Annotated in this window: 12 protein-coding genes; 7 read left to right on the forward strand and 5 right to left on the reverse strand. The window is 64.8% G+C overall.

Going from position 1 to position 16,024, the window contains the following annotated elements:
- Positions 1 to 9 precede the first annotated feature (9 nt).
- The 3 genes from guaD to AB7Z56_RS26670 form a co-directional block, all read right to left on the reverse strand.
- Positions 10 to 1,407, reverse strand: a complete 1,398-nt coding sequence (guaD, locus tag AB7Z56_RS26660) for a guanine deaminase (protein ID WP_441256507.1) — start codon at positions 1,405 to 1,407, stop codon at positions 10 to 12.
- 15 nt (positions 1,408 to 1,422) lie between these two features.
- Entirely contained in the window at positions 1,423 to 2,640 is a 1,218-nt protein-coding gene (locus AB7Z56_RS26665) for a multidrug effflux MFS transporter (RefSeq protein WP_441256508.1), read from the reverse strand.
- A 397-nt stretch (positions 2,641 to 3,037) separates the two neighbouring features.
- Positions 3,038 to 3,811 carry an alpha/beta fold hydrolase gene (locus AB7Z56_RS26670; protein WP_441256509.1) on the reverse strand — a complete coding sequence of 258 codons (774 nt, stop codon included), beginning with the start codon at positions 3,809 to 3,811 and terminating at the stop codon, positions 3,038 to 3,040.
- 156 nt (positions 3,812 to 3,967) lie between these two features.
- Between AB7Z56_RS26670 and AB7Z56_RS26675 the strand changes: the two genes are divergently transcribed.
- From AB7Z56_RS26675 to AB7Z56_RS26695, 5 genes are all read left to right on the forward strand, one after another.
- On the forward strand, positions 3,968 to 4,618 hold the full coding sequence (locus AB7Z56_RS26675; protein ID WP_028146609.1) for a GntR family transcriptional regulator: 651 nt from the start codon (positions 3,968 to 3,970) through the stop codon (positions 4,616 to 4,618).
- Entirely contained in the window at positions 4,615 to 6,144 is a 1,530-nt protein-coding gene (locus AB7Z56_RS26680) for an aldehyde dehydrogenase (protein ID WP_166094885.1), read from the forward strand. The genes AB7Z56_RS26675 and AB7Z56_RS26680 overlap by 4 nt, the downstream gene beginning before the upstream one ends.
- A 76-nt stretch (positions 6,145 to 6,220) precedes the next feature.
- On the forward strand, positions 6,221 to 7,588 hold the full coding sequence (locus tag AB7Z56_RS26685; protein WP_166352431.1) for an MFS transporter: 1,368 nt from the start codon (positions 6,221 to 6,223) through the stop codon (positions 7,586 to 7,588).
- 222 nt (positions 7,589 to 7,810) lie between these two features.
- Positions 7,811 to 9,295, forward strand: coding sequence for an amidase (locus AB7Z56_RS26690; RefSeq protein ID WP_441256510.1), 1,485 nt, complete (start codon positions 7,811 to 7,813; stop codon positions 9,293 to 9,295).
- Between the two features lie 84 nt (positions 9,296 to 9,379).
- On the forward strand, positions 9,380 to 9,832 hold the full coding sequence (locus AB7Z56_RS26695; protein ID WP_441256511.1) for a hypothetical protein: 453 nt from the start codon (positions 9,380 to 9,382) through the stop codon (positions 9,830 to 9,832).
- A 65-nt stretch (positions 9,833 to 9,897) separates the two neighbouring features.
- On the opposite strand, the gene AB7Z56_RS26700 is transcribed toward AB7Z56_RS26695, so the two are convergent.
- Positions 9,898 to 10,500 carry a TetR/AcrR family transcriptional regulator gene (locus AB7Z56_RS26700; RefSeq protein WP_441256512.1) on the reverse strand — a complete coding sequence of 201 codons (603 nt, stop codon included), beginning with the start codon at positions 10,498 to 10,500 and terminating at the stop codon, positions 9,898 to 9,900.
- A 201-nt stretch (positions 10,501 to 10,701) separates the two neighbouring features.
- Between AB7Z56_RS26700 and AB7Z56_RS26705 the strand changes: the two genes are divergently transcribed.
- Both AB7Z56_RS26705 and AB7Z56_RS26710 read left to right on the forward strand, forming a co-directional pair.
- On the forward strand, positions 10,702 to 11,946 hold the full coding sequence (locus tag AB7Z56_RS26705) for an efflux RND transporter periplasmic adaptor subunit (RefSeq protein ID WP_441256513.1): 1,245 nt from the start codon (positions 10,702 to 10,704) through the stop codon (positions 11,944 to 11,946).
- Between the two features lie 135 nt (positions 11,947 to 12,081).
- Positions 12,082 to 15,285: an efflux RND transporter permease subunit gene (locus AB7Z56_RS26710; RefSeq protein WP_441256514.1), complete on the forward strand. Its 3,204-nt coding sequence runs from the start codon at positions 12,082 to 12,084 to the stop codon at positions 15,283 to 15,285.
- Here the strand turns inward: AB7Z56_RS26710 and AB7Z56_RS26715 are convergent.
- Positions 15,282 to 16,010: a sulfite exporter TauE/SafE family protein gene (locus tag AB7Z56_RS26715; RefSeq protein ID WP_063983902.1), complete on the reverse strand. Its 729-nt coding sequence runs from the start codon at positions 16,008 to 16,010 to the stop codon at positions 15,282 to 15,284. The two genes, AB7Z56_RS26710 and AB7Z56_RS26715, sit on opposite strands and share 4 nt — an antisense overlap.
- Between the last annotated feature and the right edge of the window lie 14 nt (positions 16,011 to 16,024).

Consider the following 16,024-nt stretch of genomic DNA (forward strand, 5'->3'; position numbering starts at 1 on the left):
CCGTCCGCTTCAGCTCTGCTTGTAGAGACGCTTGCCCATCACCCAGGTCTCGTCGACGCAGCGGTCGTCGCCGACCATCATGACGGCGAACAGCATGTTAGCGGCGTCGTCGACCGTGCGCGGACCAGCACCGTCGGCGATCAGCGACTGGTGCCAGGGCTGCGCCAGCTGGCCGCCATTCGGATCGAGTGCGACGAAATCGGCTTCCTTGCCGGGCTCGAAATTGCCGAGCTTGTCGTCGATGTAGAGGCCCTCGGCACCGCCGAGCGTGACCGACCAGAAGCCGCGATAGGGCGAGAGCTTGTTGCGCTCGGCCTCGGCGAGATCCTTGCGCGCCGGATCGATGCTGCCGTCGAGCATCGTGTTGTTGCACATGCCGACCTTGTAGGCGTCGTCGAGCACGGAGATCATCGAGAAGCGGTTGCCACCGCCGACGTCGGTGCCGAACGACATCTTTACGCGATGCTCGGGATCGGTGGCACGGCCGAGGCGGAACAGACCGCTGCCGAGGAACAGGTTCGAGCACGGGCAGAACACCACCGCGGCGCCCTTCTTCGACATGCGGCGGAACTCGTTGTTCGAGAAATAGACACCGTGGCCGCCGGAGAACTTTGGCCCGACCAGGTCGAACTTCTCGTAGACGCCGAGATAGTCCTGGCAGTCCGGATGCTCGACCAGCACGCCACTGCACTCGGCCGGGTTCTCGGAGATGTGGGTGTTGACCCAGCAGTCCGGATGCTCGTGCTTGAGGCGCTGACATGCCTTGAGCAGCTCCGGCGAAGCGCCAAAGGCGAAGCGCGGCGTGATGGCGTAGAGGTTGCGGCCCTTGTTGTGGTACTGCGCGATCAGACGCTTGCTGTCGCGGTAGAAGTTTTCGGGCGTGTCGATGAACTCGGCCGGCGCGTTGCGGTCGATCCCGGTGAGGCCCGCGATCACGCGCATGTTGCGGCGGGCCGCTTCCTCGAACAGCTCTTCGGTCGCGACCGGCGAGGAGCTGGTGAAGGCCTGGCAGGTGGTGGTGCCGGCGGCGAGCAGTGCGTCGAGAAAACGCTTCACGCCGTCGCGCGCGTAGTTGCGATCCTTGTACTTGATCTCCTCGGGGTAGATCGACTTCTGGAGCCACGGCAGCAGCTGTTCGCCATAGGCGCCGAGCACGCGGGTCTGCGGCAGATGGATGTGGCCGTCGATGAAGCCCGGGACGATGATGCGGTCCTTGATATGGGTGATCTCGACGCCCGGATGCGCGGCGGCAATCTTGTCATGGGGACCGAACGCCCTGATGACGCCATCCGTGACGACCATCAGACCGTCCTGATGGAAACGCGCGGCCGCCTGCTCGTTGCCGATGTGCTTCCAGGGATCGTCGACGAAGTCGAAGAACGTGCCGCGAATACCAACGGTGGTCATGAATGGGTTCCTTCCTTAGGTCTGTATGGCGTGGCGCGCCGAAGGCAGCGAGATCGCAAGCAGCGTCCCTGCGACGGCGCAGAGGCCGAGATAGAGCCAGCCGATCGGCGCCTGGGTCGCTTCAGGCAACACCGCCGCGATCGCCATGGCGCCGCTCACCGCGAGATAGCAGAGCGCGCTGATGAGGCCGCCGATCAGGCCGTGGTCGCGCTCGAACAGGCCGAGCGCCATGCCGTACATCATCGGGCACAGCACGCCGCAACCGCCGAGCACCAGCGCACCGCCGATCGTGATCGACATAAAATCGAGACCGACGGCCAAGCCGGTCGCGGTCAAGACCACAGCGCCGGCGAGAAACAGCGCGAAGGCGCAAAAGCCCATCACGCGGGCCGGCATGAAGCGCGCGAAATGCGCGCAACCGAGCTCGCCGGCGAGATTCACGCCGCCAAGGCCGAGCGCGACGAGACCGTAGATGGCCGCGGAATAACCGAGGCCGGTCTGATAGAAGAACGGCGCGACGACGCCGAACGCCAGTTGCGCGCTCGCCGCGGCGGCGAACACCAGCACGAAGGCCAGGAAGCCCGGACGGACGAGCGCCTCGCGGAGAATGCTCGCCGTGCGGCGCGGATCGAACGGCGCGCGTCGCTCTGCCGGCAACGTCTCGGGCAGAAGCAACACGACAATCGCAGCGACGATGGCCGCGGCGATGGCGATAATGACGAAGACCCCGCGCCAGGACGTCAGCTCGACGATGAAGCCGCCGGCCGCCGGTGCGAGCACGGGTGCAAGCCCCCAGGCAGCACCAAGCAATCCAGAGATCGCCGTGAGCTCGCGGCCGCGAAAGCAGTCGGCCGCAACCGCATAGGCGACGACGAGGCAGGTGCAGCCGCCGACGCCCTGCAGGAAGCGCAGCGCGAGCAGCAGCGACGCGCTGGTGGCGAGCGCACAGGCGATGCTCATCGCGATGAGAACCGATAGCCCCGCGAGCAGGACGTTACGGCGGCCGAGCGTGTCGGAGGCGATGCCGACAGGCACCAGCGCCAGACTCATGCCGAGCATGTAGGCAGTGACGGTGTTCTGCATCGACGCGGAATCGGTTGCGAGGTCCACCACCATCTGCGGCAGGCCCGGCGTATAGGCATCGAGCGGAATCTGACTGAACGGCACCACGCATAGCAGGATCGGCACGATCCCGCCCTTCGCGCGACCAGCGTCCGAAGCAACTGCAGTCATGGCTCACGCCCCCTCGATGCCCGCGGGTCCCGTCTTTTCGCGCGCGCAATGAGAGGCGACGATGCAGGTTGCGGATATTGACGCGCGGAGCGTGCCAGAACTGTGTATAAAAACTCTTAGGAGGCCCGCTTCAATGCGGGCGGCTCATGCCCTGGTCCTCGCTGCCTGGGGCTGCTCCAATAAAAAATGCGAAAACAACCCCATGCGCAGTACAAATCATTGAAGAATTTCGCTCCGGCATGGCGCCCTCTCTAGCCCAGAGGACGTTTGACGCGTCGGGCAACACAGGCGCAGGATTGCACCATCCCCGCTTGTGAATTCCCGCCGCACAGAAGCCATTAACCGTTCGGAAGGCATCGCCGTTTCGAGCGCAGGATCGGCATCGGCCAGGCGCAGATCAAAGCAGGAAGCCCTTGAGAGCTCCGAGAAACTGCCGCGGCGACTGAAGCTGCGGCACGTGCGCGCAGCCTGGAATGACCTTGAGTTCGCCGTGCGGCAATCCGGCGGCCAACTCACGCGACATTGGCGGAGGCGTCGCTTCGTCGTGCTCACCGACCAGAACGAGGACAGGAATTTTCACCGCGGCAAGTTCAGAGCGGAGATCGAGGCTTGCCAATGCGTCGCATGCGGCACGAAACACGTCGGGATCCGTCCGCAGAAACGCTTCACGACGGTCCAGCATCAGCTCCGGATGCTGCTCCTGAAACTCGGGCGCGAACAGGCGACGCATCGCGACGTCAGTGATGGCCTCCAGCCCTTTCTCGCGCGATGCTTTCGCCATGTTGCGAAACGCCTCACGGCCGGGCTCCGAGAACGCCGCGCCGCAATCGGCGAGGACGAGCTTGCTGGCGATCTCCGGGTGCCGGATCGCCATCTGCAAGGCGACGAAGCCGCCATAGCCATTGCCGAGCACGATCGCCGGCGCACCGCCCGCAGCCTCCTTCACGGCCTCCGCCATCCTGTCTGCGACAACGACGAGGCCGCCCTCGACCGCGCGTGAACGGCCGAACCCCGGCAACTCCGGCACGATGGTGCGAAACGATCCCTCGAGCTCGGGCACGATCGCATCGAAGCTCGCACGGTCCGACAACAGCGAGTGGAAGAGAAACAGCGCCGGCCCATCGCCCGATTGCGCGGCGTTGACGGTCCCGTTGGCAAGAAGCCTGTCCATATCCGGTCTTTCCTTAACTTCGTCGGCGGGATCACACCCGTTTGCGTGCCGTGGAGGCCCCCGATTGATAAATCAACTGTCAGGGAATTCAAGCATTTGGCTCTTGACGTGAAATATCAGGATTGCCAAATTGAAGCCAACGAGGTCCCTAGAATCATGCTTTTGCGCGAAAACATCTACGATCTTCTGAGGTCTGATATTTTAGCGTGCCGGTTTGCTCCGGGCGATGAAATGCGGGAGCAGGACCTGGCCGAGCGCTATTCGGTGAGCCGCCAACCGGTTCGGGATGCGCTTTTGAGGCTGCAGCGCGAGCACCTGGTGACGGTGCAGCCGCGCCAGGGCTACCGGGTCACGCCGATCTCGCTGTCGGACGCCCGCGACCTTCTCCGCTTCCGTCTTGCGCTGGAGCCGGCCTGCGTCGCCGAGGCGATCGAGAGCGCTCCCGACAGCGTTCTGAAATCGCTCGATGAATTTCGCCGCTTCTCCGGCAACCACGAAGACTTCATCGCCTACAATCGCGGCTTCCACTCCGCGCTGGCTCACGCGTCCGGCAATCGCCGCATGGCGACGGCGCTGTGCGACCTGATCGGCCAGGCCGACCGGTTGGTCCGCGTCAGCGTGTCCAACCTGAAGGGTCACGATCCGGCAAAGCTCGTCGCCGAGCACGTCGCCCTGATCGACGCCATGCAGAGCCGCGAAACGCGAACCGCGGCGCGCATCATCAAGGCCCATATCGGGGCCACCGAAAAACGCGTTCTGCCGGCGCTCAAGCGCAACGCCGTTATCGTCGAGGAGAGGTCATCATGAACATTCCATCGAAACCCGCGTCGATCGACGTCGAAACCCATGGCAATTTCATCGACGGACGTGAAGTCGAAGCCGGCAACGGCGTGATGCTCGACGTCCGCAACCCCGCGACGGGCGACGTGATCGCCCGCATCCCCAATTCGACCGCCGAGGATATCGACCGCGCCATGAAAAGCGCGCGCGCGGCGTTCGAAGGCAAGGCCTGGGGCGGCATGGACACACGCGCGCGTGCCAGACTGGTCAATAAGCTCGCCGATGCTTTCGAGGCCAATCTCGACAGCCTGTACCGGCTGGAAACCCTCAACAACGGCCGGCCGGTCAACGAGACCCGCGCCCAGCTCTCCCGCCTGCCCGACTTCTTCCGCTACTTTGCCGGCGTTGCGCTGGCGCGCCGCGACTCCGTCATCCCGGTCGAAGGCGCCTATCTGAACTACACGCTCCGCACCCCCATCGGCATCGTCGCCAATTGCACGCCGTTCAATCATCCCTTGATGATCCTGTGCAAGTCGCTGGCCGTGGTGCTGGCGACCGGATGCGTCACCGTGGTCAAGCCGTCCGAATACACGCCGCTGACGACGTTGAAGCTCGCGCAGATCTTCACCGAAGCCGGCCTTCCGCCCGGCGTCTTCAACATCGTTCTCGGCCTCGGCCAGAACGCCGGCAAGATGCTGGCCGAGCATGGCGACATCAACAAGCTGGTCCTGACCGGCGGCACCGAGGCAGGCCGCATCGCCGGCAGCGCGGCCGCAAAAGTGTTCGCGCATCAAACCATGGAGCTCGGCGGCAAGACGCCGGTGATGGTGTTCGACGATTTCGACGTCGACCGCGCCGTCAACTACGCCGCGTTCGGCGCCTTCATCGGCGCCGGACAGACCTGCGTCTGTGCCTCGCGCCACATCGTCCAGGCTTCGATCTATGACGAATTCGTCGAGAAGCTGCAGGCCAAGACCCGCACGATCCGCGTCGGCGATCCCTTCGACGCGAACACCCAAATGGGCCCCGTGATCTCCGCCAGGCAGCGCGACCGCGTTCTCACCTACGTAGGCTACGGCCACGAGGATGGCGCGCGTCTTGTCACCGGCGGTGTTGCCGCGAAGGTGCCGGGTCACGACAACGGCTATTTCGTCGAGCCGACGGTGTTCGCCGACGTCACATCCGACATGCGCATCTTCCAGGAGGAAGTGTTTGGTCCCTTCACCTCGGTGACGCCGTTCAAGGACGAGGCCGATGCGCTGCGGCTTGCCAACAACTCGCCCTTCGGCCTCGCTGCGGCCATCCGAACCCGTGACGTCGCCCGCGCGCACCGCGTCGCCGCCTCCGTCAAGGCCGGCATCGTCTGGATCAACGATCACCACCGTCTCGACCCGGCTTCGCCCTGGGGTGGCGTCGACGATTCCGGCATCGGCCGCGAATGCGGCACCGAAAGCTTCAACGACCACTTCAACACCAAGAGCGTGATGGTCGCCACCCACGAGCAACCGTTCGACTGGTATCGCGATACGGCCAACCAGCAGCGCCTGAACTAGCAAAAAACGACAAGCGGCCGACCGCCCATAGAAGGCGGGCCGCATCGACCAGAACAACAGTCAGGGGAGAGCGTATATGTCGACATTGGTGAACGCAGGCAGCCGTCTGGATCGGCTGCCGATCGGGCCATTCCACCGCCGCATCATGCTGCTGATCGGCATCGGAATGTTTTTCGACGGTTTCGACATCTATATCGCCGGGACCGTGCTCAGCGTCACGCTGAAGACAGGCTTTTCGACCCTCGCGCAGAATGCGGTTTTCATCTCCGCGACCTTCGTCGGCATGATGCTGGGATCATTCGGCACCGGCTTCCTCGGCGACCGCTACGGACGCCGCTTCACCTATCAATTCAATTTGCTCCTTTTCGGCGTTGCCTCCCTGGCCGCGGCGTTCTCACCGAACATGGCCTTCCTGATCGCCTGCCGCTTCGTGATGGGCGTTGGGCTCGGGGCGGAGAACGTCGTCGGCTATTCGACGATGACGGAATTCGTGCCCGCGCGCACCCGTGGCAAATGGCTCGGCTTCACGACCGTGTGCGTCGTCACCGGTCTGCCCGTGGCGCTATTGGTCGCGTCCGTGGTGGTGCCGCAATTCGGCTGGCGCTCCATGTTCGTGCTCGGCGGCGTCGGCGCGCTCGTGGTGTGGTACATGCGCAAGTCGCTGCCGGAATCGCCGCGCTGGCTGGAAGCGGTGGGACGCACCGCCGAGGCGGAAGCGCTGATGCAAGCCATCGAGAAGGAAGCTGCGCAGGGTCAGCCTCTGCCTCCTCCCGCGGCCACGACACCGGTCCCGGCATCTGCGGATCTCGGCACGCTGTTCACCGCGCCCTTGCTGTCGCGGATGATCGTCGGCGCCGTCTGCCTGATCACCATCAACACCCTGCTCTATGGCTTCGTGACCTGGCTGCCCGTGTTCTTCGTCAAGCAGGGCCTCTCGATCGCGACCTCGTTCGGCTATTCGCTGCTGATGGCGCTCGGCGCGCCCGTCGGCTCGGCCATCGGCGCGCTGACCGCCGACCGCTGGGGCCGCAAGCCGACCATCATCGGCGCATCCCTGATCACGGTGGCGCTTGGAATCCTCTACCCCATGATCTCCGACCCGATCCTGCTGCCGGCTGTCGGCTTCGCGCTGACGGTACCGATCTACGTCCTGGTCGCCCTTCTGTTCGGCATCTATATCCCCGAGCTGTTTCCGACCGAGGTTCGCCTGCGCGCCTCCGGCATCGTCAACACGCTGGGGCGCGGCGCCACGATCGTCACACCGTTCCTCGTTGTCTCGCTGTTCGAGACGCGCGGCGTGGCCGGCGTGATGGCGCTGATGATCGGGCTGCTGGTGGTGCAGATCATCACGGTCTGGGCGCTGGGCATCGAACCCCGGCATCGCAGCCTCGAGGAGCTCAAGGCGGAGGAATCTGCCGCGCCGGTGCTGAAGGAAGCCTCCTGAGGCTCTCCACCGCGTCATGGCCGGGCTTGTCCCGGCCAACGCCGCACTGAGAACGTGGATGCCCGGGACAAGCCCGGGCATGACGACCAGATGCGATAGCGTCGTAGCCCGGATGAAGCGATAGCGTAATCCGGGTCATGCATCCGCGTCGGGATATCTCCCGGATTGCGCTGCGCTCCATCCGGGCTACAAGGTCTCAGCCGGGATACAATGGAGCTCGTGATGACCGCAGATGCCGCTGACCTGGACTACGGCTCGATCAGCACACTTCTGAGCGCGCTGCACGCGCGCAAAGTGTCCGCGTCGGAGTTGCTCGCGCATACGATCGCGCGCATCGAGGCGCTGGACGGGCGCATCAACGCGATTATCGTTCGCGATTTCGATCGTGCGAGAGAGGCCGCACGCGCCGCCGATGCCGCGCTTGGTCGCGGCGAGCGGCTGCCGCTGCTCGGCATCCCCGTGACCCTCAAGGAACCGTTCAACGTCGCCGGCCTGCGGACGACATGGGGCTTTCCGCATTTCAGGGATTTCCAACCGGCGGAAGATGCCCTTGTCGTCTCGCGGTTGAAGGCGGCAGGCGCCATCATCATCGGCAAGACCAATATCCCGATCGGGCTCCGGGACTTCCAGAGCTACAACGACATCCACGGGACGACGAACAACCCGTGGGACCTCGGCCGGTCGCCCGGCGGCTCCTCGGGCGGATCGGGCGCGGCGCTGGCCGCGGGTTTCGGTCCGCTCTCGATCGGCTCGGACATCGGCGGCTCGATCCGGGTGCCTGCGCATTTCTGCGGTGTGTTCGGACACAAGCCGAGCCTCGGCCTGGTGCCGCTGCGCGGCTACAGCCTGCCGCCGGCACTACCCGTCCCCGGCCAGGGCGATCTGGCTGTCGTCGGGCCGATGGCGCGCACCGCCTCAGACCTCGCGCTGGCGCTCGACGTGATTGCCGGCCCCGACGAGACGCGCGACGGGATCGGCTATCGCCTTGCGCTACCGGCCCCGCGGCACAACGATCTCAAGGATTTCAAGATCCTCGTGATCGATACCCATCCGCTGATGCCGACGGGTGATGCCGTGCGTTCAGCCATCGGGCGATTGGCCGACCGGCTCGACAAATCTGGCGCGCGGGTCGCGCGCGCGAGCACCTCGCTGCCTGATCTCGCCGACTCCGCGCGGCTCTACATGAAGCTGTTGAACGCAGCGCGAAGTCCGCGCCTGACACCGGCCGCTCTCGCAGAGGCGCAAGGAGTTGCCGCGGCACTCTCGCCCGACGACCGCAGCCTGCAGGCCGAGCGCGCCCGCGGCTGGGGCATGATCCATCGCGAATGGCTGGCGACCGACGCGGCGCGCTTGCAGTTGCAGCAGCGGTGGCAGCAGTTCTTCCGCGAGTTCGACGCCGTGATCTACCCGGCCGCCGCCGTGCCGGCCTTTCCGCACGACCAGTCCGAACCGTTCGACGCGCGGCAACTGGACATCGACGGAAAGCTGCACCCTTACGCCGATGCGTGCTTCATCTGGGCGGACCCGGCCTCGACGTGCGGACTGCCGGCGACCGCCGTACCGGTCGAGCGCACGGCGTCGGGCCTGCCGGTCGGGGTCCAGATCATCGGGCCTTATCTCGAGGACCGCACGACGATTGCGCTCGCCGGGTTGATTGAGCGCGAGTTCGGTGGCTTCGTCGCGCCGCTGGCGCTCTCGACACAATAGCGCGAGATGACGGGGGCAGACGGGTCACACGGCCGTCACTTGACCGGCTAGACTCGTTCGAGCATCAGCACCGTAGGAAGATGAATGCGCAACAACAACACAGCAGTTGCCGCCCTCTTGGCCGCATCGAGCACGTTTGCGATGCCTTCACCGTCAATCGCCTCTCCAATTTGCTGGATAGACCGCGTCACCAAAGCCGAGGCCGGCGTCAACGTCTACTTCATGCAAAAGGCCGCGCTCCGCATCATGGTTTACGGCGCCGCCAATGGAGGGTCCTACACCTCTTCAGATGGCATTCTTCGCGACGCCAGCGGTCATTCTCGAGACCACCTATTCGTCAAGGAAGGCGCCAAGTTCTATGCGTCCCAGGTAGTCGAGGATTCTTGTTCCTATGAAGTCAGCGTGGGCGAGGCCGTGCGAATGGTGACCGCCAAATCGGCATTCGCTTTGCCGGGGGAGAAACCAGCGTATACCGCGCAGATCATTCGAACGGATGGCACTGTCTCCCGGGCTTGGCTGCTTCCCGAATCCGAATGATGCTGCGCCGGTGCTGGATTCGCCCGCTGTCGCACAGTCACTTCTCAGGTGAGCTTGGTCGCTCTCTACTCCCGCGCCGACTGCGCCTCGACCGCCTGCACGGCAACGCTCGCGACCTGACGCAGCGCCTCGCGGTCGGAGCCTGAGGACGCCATCACGCCCATGCCGACCGAGACGGCCGAGACGTAGCGCGCGAGCGCGGCGGGATCAGAGCTCGGCTTGAGATCGCCTTCGGCCTTGGCGCGAACAAAGCGGTCGCGGAGCTGGTCTTCATTTTGGGCGCGGCGGGCGGCGAGCTCGAACGGGACGTTCTCGGAGCCGCTGCCGCAGGCGATGCCGCCTTGCACGAGCAGGCAGCCGGGCGGGTTGGCGGGATCGGTCTGCTTGTCGGCGATGCCCATCAGCATCCGCTCGGCAACGTCGCGGGCAGTCGGCGCGGCGACCACCTCGTCCATCCAGACGCCCCGCAATTTGGTGTAACGGTCGAGCGCGGCCTTGAGCAGGCCTTCCTTGTTGCCGAAGCAGGCGTAAAGGCTCGGGGGATTGATGCCCATGGCCTCGGTGAGCTGGGCGATGGTGGCGCCCTCATAGCCATGGCGCCAAAACACTTCCATCGCCTGGTCCAACGCCGTTTCGGCGTCGAATTCGCGGGGGCGTCCCATGCCCATGTGCCTGTCTCCTCGGAATTCACGTTCTGCCTGAAGCTTAACGCCGAATCCTATCTATTTGTTCTAGCTTTATTTTCTCTGCCGTCTTCCAATTCTTGCGGTATGCCGCTACAATTTTCTTAGTGAATGATACATAAGTATCTTGCACTGCGACATCCAGCTCCACATCTGTAGTGAACACTACATATCTGGAGCGCGCAAATGCATCCCTCGCAAAACTCCCCTCGCACCGGCCGTTTCCGCCGCCTCCTCGGCGGCGTCGCCATCGTGGGCGCCCTCGCCGTGGCCGGCTCGATCGCGACCGGCCACTACTTCCGTGCAGCCCAGGCCACCGCAACGGCCGCCGCTGCCGAGCAGGCCGTCCCTGTCACGGTCGCGCTGATCGAACCGAAGCAGACCGTGCTGTGGGACGATTTCTCCGGCCGGCTCGAGGCCATCAACCGTGTCGAGCTTCGTCCCCGCGTTGCGGGTGCGATCCTTGCGACCAACTTCACCGAAGGCGCGCTGGTGAAGGCCGGCGACGTGCTGTTCAAGATCGATCCGGCGCCTTACGCAGCAGAGGTCGACAAGGCCAACGCCCAGCTCGAGGCTGCCAAAGCGCGCGTCGTGTTCACCCAGAGCGAGCTCGAGCGCGGCGCGCAGCTGGTCGGCAATGCCGTGGTCACACGGCGCGACTACGACCAGCGCGACAATGCCAATCGCGAAGCCATCGCCAATGTGAAGGCGGCAGAAGCGACGCTCCAGACCGCAAAGCTCAATCTCGACTACACCGAGGTGCGTGCGCCAGTGGACGGCCGCGTCGGCAAGTTCGAGATCACCGTCGGCAATCTCGTCGCCGCCGGCACCGCCTCCCCGGTGCTGACCTCGCTGGTGTCGGTCAATCCGATCTACGCCTCGTTCGATGCGGATGAAGAGGTCGTGCTGCGCGCGCTGAACTCGATCGCGGATGCCTCCGGCAAGCGCGGCAATCTCGACCAGATCCCGGTGGAAATGACGACATCCGGCGGTCTCTCGGCGAGAGGTCATATCCAGCTCATCGACAACCAAGTCAACGGCCAGAGCGGCACCATCCGGGTCCGCGCGGTGTTTCGGAACGAGGACGGGCGTCTCATCCCCGGCCAGTTCGCCCGCGTACGCATGGGCCAGCCGAAGCAGCAGACGCTGGTGATGATCGACGAGCGCGCGATCGGCACGGACCAGGACAAGAAGTTCGTGATGGGGGTCGGCGACGACAGCCGCGCGGTCTATCGGCCGATCACGCTCGGCGGTTCGGTTGACGGCCTGCGCATCGTGACGGCGGGGCTGAAGCCCGGTGATCGCATCATCGTCAATGGCCTGCAACGCGTGCGTCCGGGTGCTCTCCTCAAGACGGAGGTCGCGGTGATGGGTGCGCGGGGACCGCAGCAGGCCTCCAACCACAGCAACCAGGACGTGGTGCAACGCTAGTTACATCATTCCGGGCCGCGTGCCCGGAATAACGACGTCATAGAGCTACCAAGACATCGCATCTCGATTCCGGGTTCGCGGGTATTTCCCGCGTCCCGGTAACGGGAGAGCTGTCTCTCTTGCAGGGGCAAGGCCATGAATCTCTCAAAGTTCTTTATCGACCGTCCGATCTTCGCCGGCGTGCTGTCCGTGCTGATCTTCCTCGCAGGCCTGATCTCGCTGTTCGCGATGCCGATCTCCGAATATCCGGACGTGGTGCCGCCCTCGGTGCTGGTGCGCGCGACCTATCCCGGTGCCAACCCCAAGGTGATCGCCGAGACGGTGGCAACCCCGATCGAGGAGCAGATCAACGGCGTCGAAGGCATGCTCTACATGTCGAGCCAGGCGACCACCGACGGCGCCATGACGCTGACGGTAACGTTCCGGCTCGGCACCGACCCCGACAAGGCGACGCAGCTGGTGCAGAACCGCGTGCAGCAGGCCGAGCCGCGCCTGCCAGCCGTGGTGCGCCAGCTCGGCATCATCACCAAAAAGTCGTCGCCCGACCTCACCATGGTCGTGCATTTGCTGTCGCCCAACGGCCGCTACGACATGACGTATTTGCGCAACTACGCGGTGCTCAACGTCAAGGACCGCCTCGCGCGGATCGACGGCGTCGGCGACGTCCAGCTTTACGGCGCCGGCGACTATTCGATGCGGGTCTGGGTCGATCCGCAGAAGGCGGCCGAGCACGGCCTGACCGCAAGCGACATCGTCAAGTCGATCCAGGCACAGAACGTCGAAGCCGCCGCCGGCGTCGTCGGCTCGTCGCCGAACGTCAGGGGTATCGACCTGCAAATGTCCGTCAATGCGGAAGGACGGCTTGCGAACGAGGAGCAGTTCGGCGACATCGTGGTCAAGACCGGCACGCGCGGCGAAGTCGTGCGGCTGCGCGACGTCGCCCGCATCGAGCTTGGCGCCTCCGAATACGGCCTGCGCTCGCTGCTCGACAACAAGCAGGCCGTGGCGATCCCGATCTTCCAGGCGCCGGGCTCCAACGCGCTGGAGATTTCCGACCACGTCCGCGCCACCATGGCCGAGATCAAGAAGAACATGCCGGAGGGCGTGTCCTACCAGATCGTCTACGACCCCACCCAGTTCGTGCGCTCCTCGATCGAAGCTGTCATCCACACGCTGCTGGAAGCGATCGCACTGGTCGTGCTGGTGGTGATCCTGTTCCTGCAGACCTGGCGCGCTTCCATCATTCCACTGCTGGCAGTGCCGGTGTCCATCGTCGGCACCTTTGCGGTGATGCATCTGTTCGGCTTCTCCATCAACGCGCTCAGCCTGTTCGGCCTCGTACTTGCGATCGGCATCGTCGTCGACGACGCCATCGTCGTGGTCGAGAACGTCGAGCGCAACATCGAGGGTGGCCTCTCGCCGCGCGACGCCACCTACCAGGCGATGCGCGAGGTCTCCGGCCCGATCATCGCGATCGCGATGGTGCTGATCGCGGTGTTCGTGCCGCTGGCCTTCATCTCCGGCCTCACCGGGCAGTTCTACAAGCAGTTCGCGCTGACCATCGCGATCTCGACCGTGATCTCGGCCGTCAACTCGCTGACGCTGTCGCCGGCCCTATCGGCCCTTCTGCTGAAGGGACACAACGAGCCGAAGGACAAGCTGACGATCATCATGGAAAAGGGCCTTGGCTGGTTCTTCCGCGGCTTCAACAAGGCCTTCACGCGCTCTTCGGACAATTACAGCGGCACCGTCACCAAGGTGATCTCGGGCAAGGCTGCGGTGATGGGCCTCTATGTGGTGCTGGTCGGCCTCACCGCCTTCCTGTTCCAGCAGGTGCCGAGCGGCTTCGTGCCGGGCCAGGACAAGCAATATCTGGTCGGCTTCTCAAGACTGCCCGACGGTGCCGCGCTCGATCGCACCGAAGAGGTGATCCGCAAGATGAGCGACATCGCGCTGACCCAGCCCGGTGTCGAGAGCTCGGTCGCGTTTCCGGGCCTGTCGATTGCCGGCTTCACCAACTCCTCCAATGCCGGCATCGTGTTCTCGACGCTGAAACCGTTCGACGAGCGCAAGGGTCCGGCCCTGAGCGGGAATGCGATCGCGGCCGACCTCAACAAGAAATATTCCGGGATCCAGGAAGCTTTCATCGCCATGTTCCCGCCGCCGCCGGTCAACGGCCTCGGCACCATCGGCGGCTTCAAGCTCCAGATCGAGGACCGTGCCGGTCTCGGCTATGAAGCGCTGAACGAGGCGACCAAGGCGTTCATGGCGGCGATGCAGAAGGCGCCGGAGATCGCCGGCGTGTTCTCGAGCTTCCAGGTCAACGTGCCCCAGCTCTTCGCCGACATCGACCGCACCAAGGCGCTCCAGCTCGGCGTGCCCGTGACCGAGGTGTTCAACACGCTGCAGATCTACCTCGGCTCCTACTACGTCAACGACTTCAACAAGTTTGGTCGCACCTACTCCGTCTATGTCCAGGCCGACGCGCCGTTCCGCGCCCGCGCCGACGACATCAGGCAGTTGAAGGTGCGCTCGTCCTCCGGCGACATGGTGCCGCTGTCGGCGCTGCTCACGATCCGCCAGAGCGCGGGGCCTGAGCGCGCGATCCGCTACAACGGCTTTTTGTCATCCGACATCAACGCAGCCGCTGCGCCCGGTTTTTCATCGGGCCAGGCGCAGGAGGTCGCGACGCGGATCGCGGCGGAGACATTGCCGCCGGGCTTTGCCTTCGAATGGACCGACCTGACCTATCAGGAGTTCATCGCCGGCAATTCCGGTCTCTGGGTGTTTCCGCTGGCGATCCTGCTGGTGTTCCTGGTGCTGGCCGCGCTCTACGAGAGCCTGACCTTGCCGCTCTCGATCATCATGATCGTGCCGATGGGCCTGTTGGCGGCGATGTTCGGCGTCTGGATCTCGAAGGGTGACAACAACGTCTTCACCCAGATCGGGCTTATCGTTCTCGTCGGCCTCTCCGCCAAGAACGCCATCCTGATCGTCGAATTCGCGCGCGAGCTCGAATTCGCGGGACGCACGCCGATCCGGGCCGCGATCGAGGCGAGCCGCTTGCGGCTGCGTCCGATCCTGATGACGTCGATGGCGTTCATCATGGGCGTCTTGCCGCTCGTGCTCTCGACCGGCGCCGGCTCGGAGATGCGGCGCGCGATGGGCGTCGCGGTGTTCTCCGGCATGATCGGCGTCACCGTGTTCGGCCTGTTCCTGACGCCGGTGTTCTATGTGCTGCTGCGGACCGTCACCGGCAACAAGCCGCTGGTGCATCACAGCAGCGACACCAGCGCGGCGCCGGCCCAGGGTCTCAAGCACGAAGGCGCAGGCCACTAGATCAGGGAAATCCCTGAGAGCAACAACAGAACGAGCACGGTCTTGCGAAAGACCGTCTCGTTGACCCGGTGAAAGGCGATCACACCGAGCGCTGAGCCTGCGAACAGCGCAGGCAGGCTGATCGCGAGGTCGACGAACACCTTGGACGACAGGTCCTGGTGCCCGACCAGCAGCGCGATCGCGAAGACCTGCATCGCGGCGATGAAGGGCTGCACCAGGCCGCGTTGCTCGCTCTTGGGCATGCCGCGCATGTCGCACCAGATCGTGGGGATCGCGCCGGGCATCGCGGTGAGGCCGCCGACCAGCCCTCCCCCGAACCCGATCAGTGCAACCCAGGGCCGGCCGACCGCCTCACCGGCCGTCACAAGCGTCGGCCGCAGCAGCATGTAGGCCGCATAGAGCGCGACGATGATACCGAAGCCACGGCGGAGCAGATGCGTGTCGGTGGATTGCAACAGCGACACCGCAATGGGAACGCCGATCAATCCGCCGACGATCAGCAGCAGACTGCCCTCCCACCGGATGCTGCGCCGAAGCGCCCACAGATTGGTGGCCTGCACGCCGATGCTGCACGCCATCATCAGCGGCACGGCCTCCAGCGGCTGAAACACGCGGAGCAGAATCGCGCCCGCCACGGCCGAGAACGCGAAGCCCGAGAGCCCCGAAACGAAGGCGCCGGCGAACACGGCGACGCTCACGAGAAGGCTGGTCGTGATATCAGGCACGATGCGTTCTCCGG

Origin of the sequence: Bradyrhizobium sp. 482_C4_N1_8, assembly GCF_052075965.1 — a bacterium.
Classification (GTDB): Bacteria; Pseudomonadota; Alphaproteobacteria; order Rhizobiales; family Xanthobacteraceae; genus Bradyrhizobium; species Bradyrhizobium barranii.

Bases quoted from the DNA above. Each gene is read 5' to 3' on its own strand.
- AB7Z56_RS26705 (WP_441256513.1), top strand. From the start codon at position 10,702: ATGCATCCCTCGCAAAACTCCCCTCGCACCGGCCGTTTCCGCCGCCTC.
- guaD (WP_441256507.1), bottom strand. From the start codon at position 1,407: ATGACCACCGTTGGTATTCGCGGCACGTTCTTCGACTTCGTCGACGAT.
- AB7Z56_RS26700 (WP_441256512.1), bottom strand. From the start codon at position 10,500: ATGGGCATGGGACGCCCCCGCGAATTCGACGCCGAAACGGCGTTGGAC.
- AB7Z56_RS26665 (WP_441256508.1), bottom strand. From the start codon at position 2,640: ATGACTGCAGTTGCTTCGGACGCTGGTCGCGCGAAGGGCGGGATCGTG.
- AB7Z56_RS26690 (WP_441256510.1), top strand. From the start codon at position 7,811: ATGACCGCAGATGCCGCTGACCTGGACTACGGCTCGATCAGCACACTT.
- AB7Z56_RS26685 (WP_166352431.1), top strand. From the start codon at position 6,221: ATGTCGACATTGGTGAACGCAGGCAGCCGTCTGGATCGGCTGCCGATC.
- AB7Z56_RS26675 (WP_028146609.1), top strand. From the start codon at position 3,968: ATGCTTTTGCGCGAAAACATCTACGATCTTCTGAGGTCTGATATTTTA.
- AB7Z56_RS26670 (WP_441256509.1), bottom strand. From the start codon at position 3,811: ATGGACAGGCTTCTTGCCAACGGGACCGTCAACGCCGCGCAATCGGGC.
- AB7Z56_RS26680 (WP_166094885.1), top strand. From the start codon at position 4,615: ATGAACATTCCATCGAAACCCGCGTCGATCGACGTCGAAACCCATGGC.
- AB7Z56_RS26710 (WP_441256514.1), top strand. From the start codon at position 12,082: ATGAATCTCTCAAAGTTCTTTATCGACCGTCCGATCTTCGCCGGCGTG.
- AB7Z56_RS26695 (WP_441256511.1), top strand. From the start codon at position 9,380: ATGCGCAACAACAACACAGCAGTTGCCGCCCTCTTGGCCGCATCGAGC.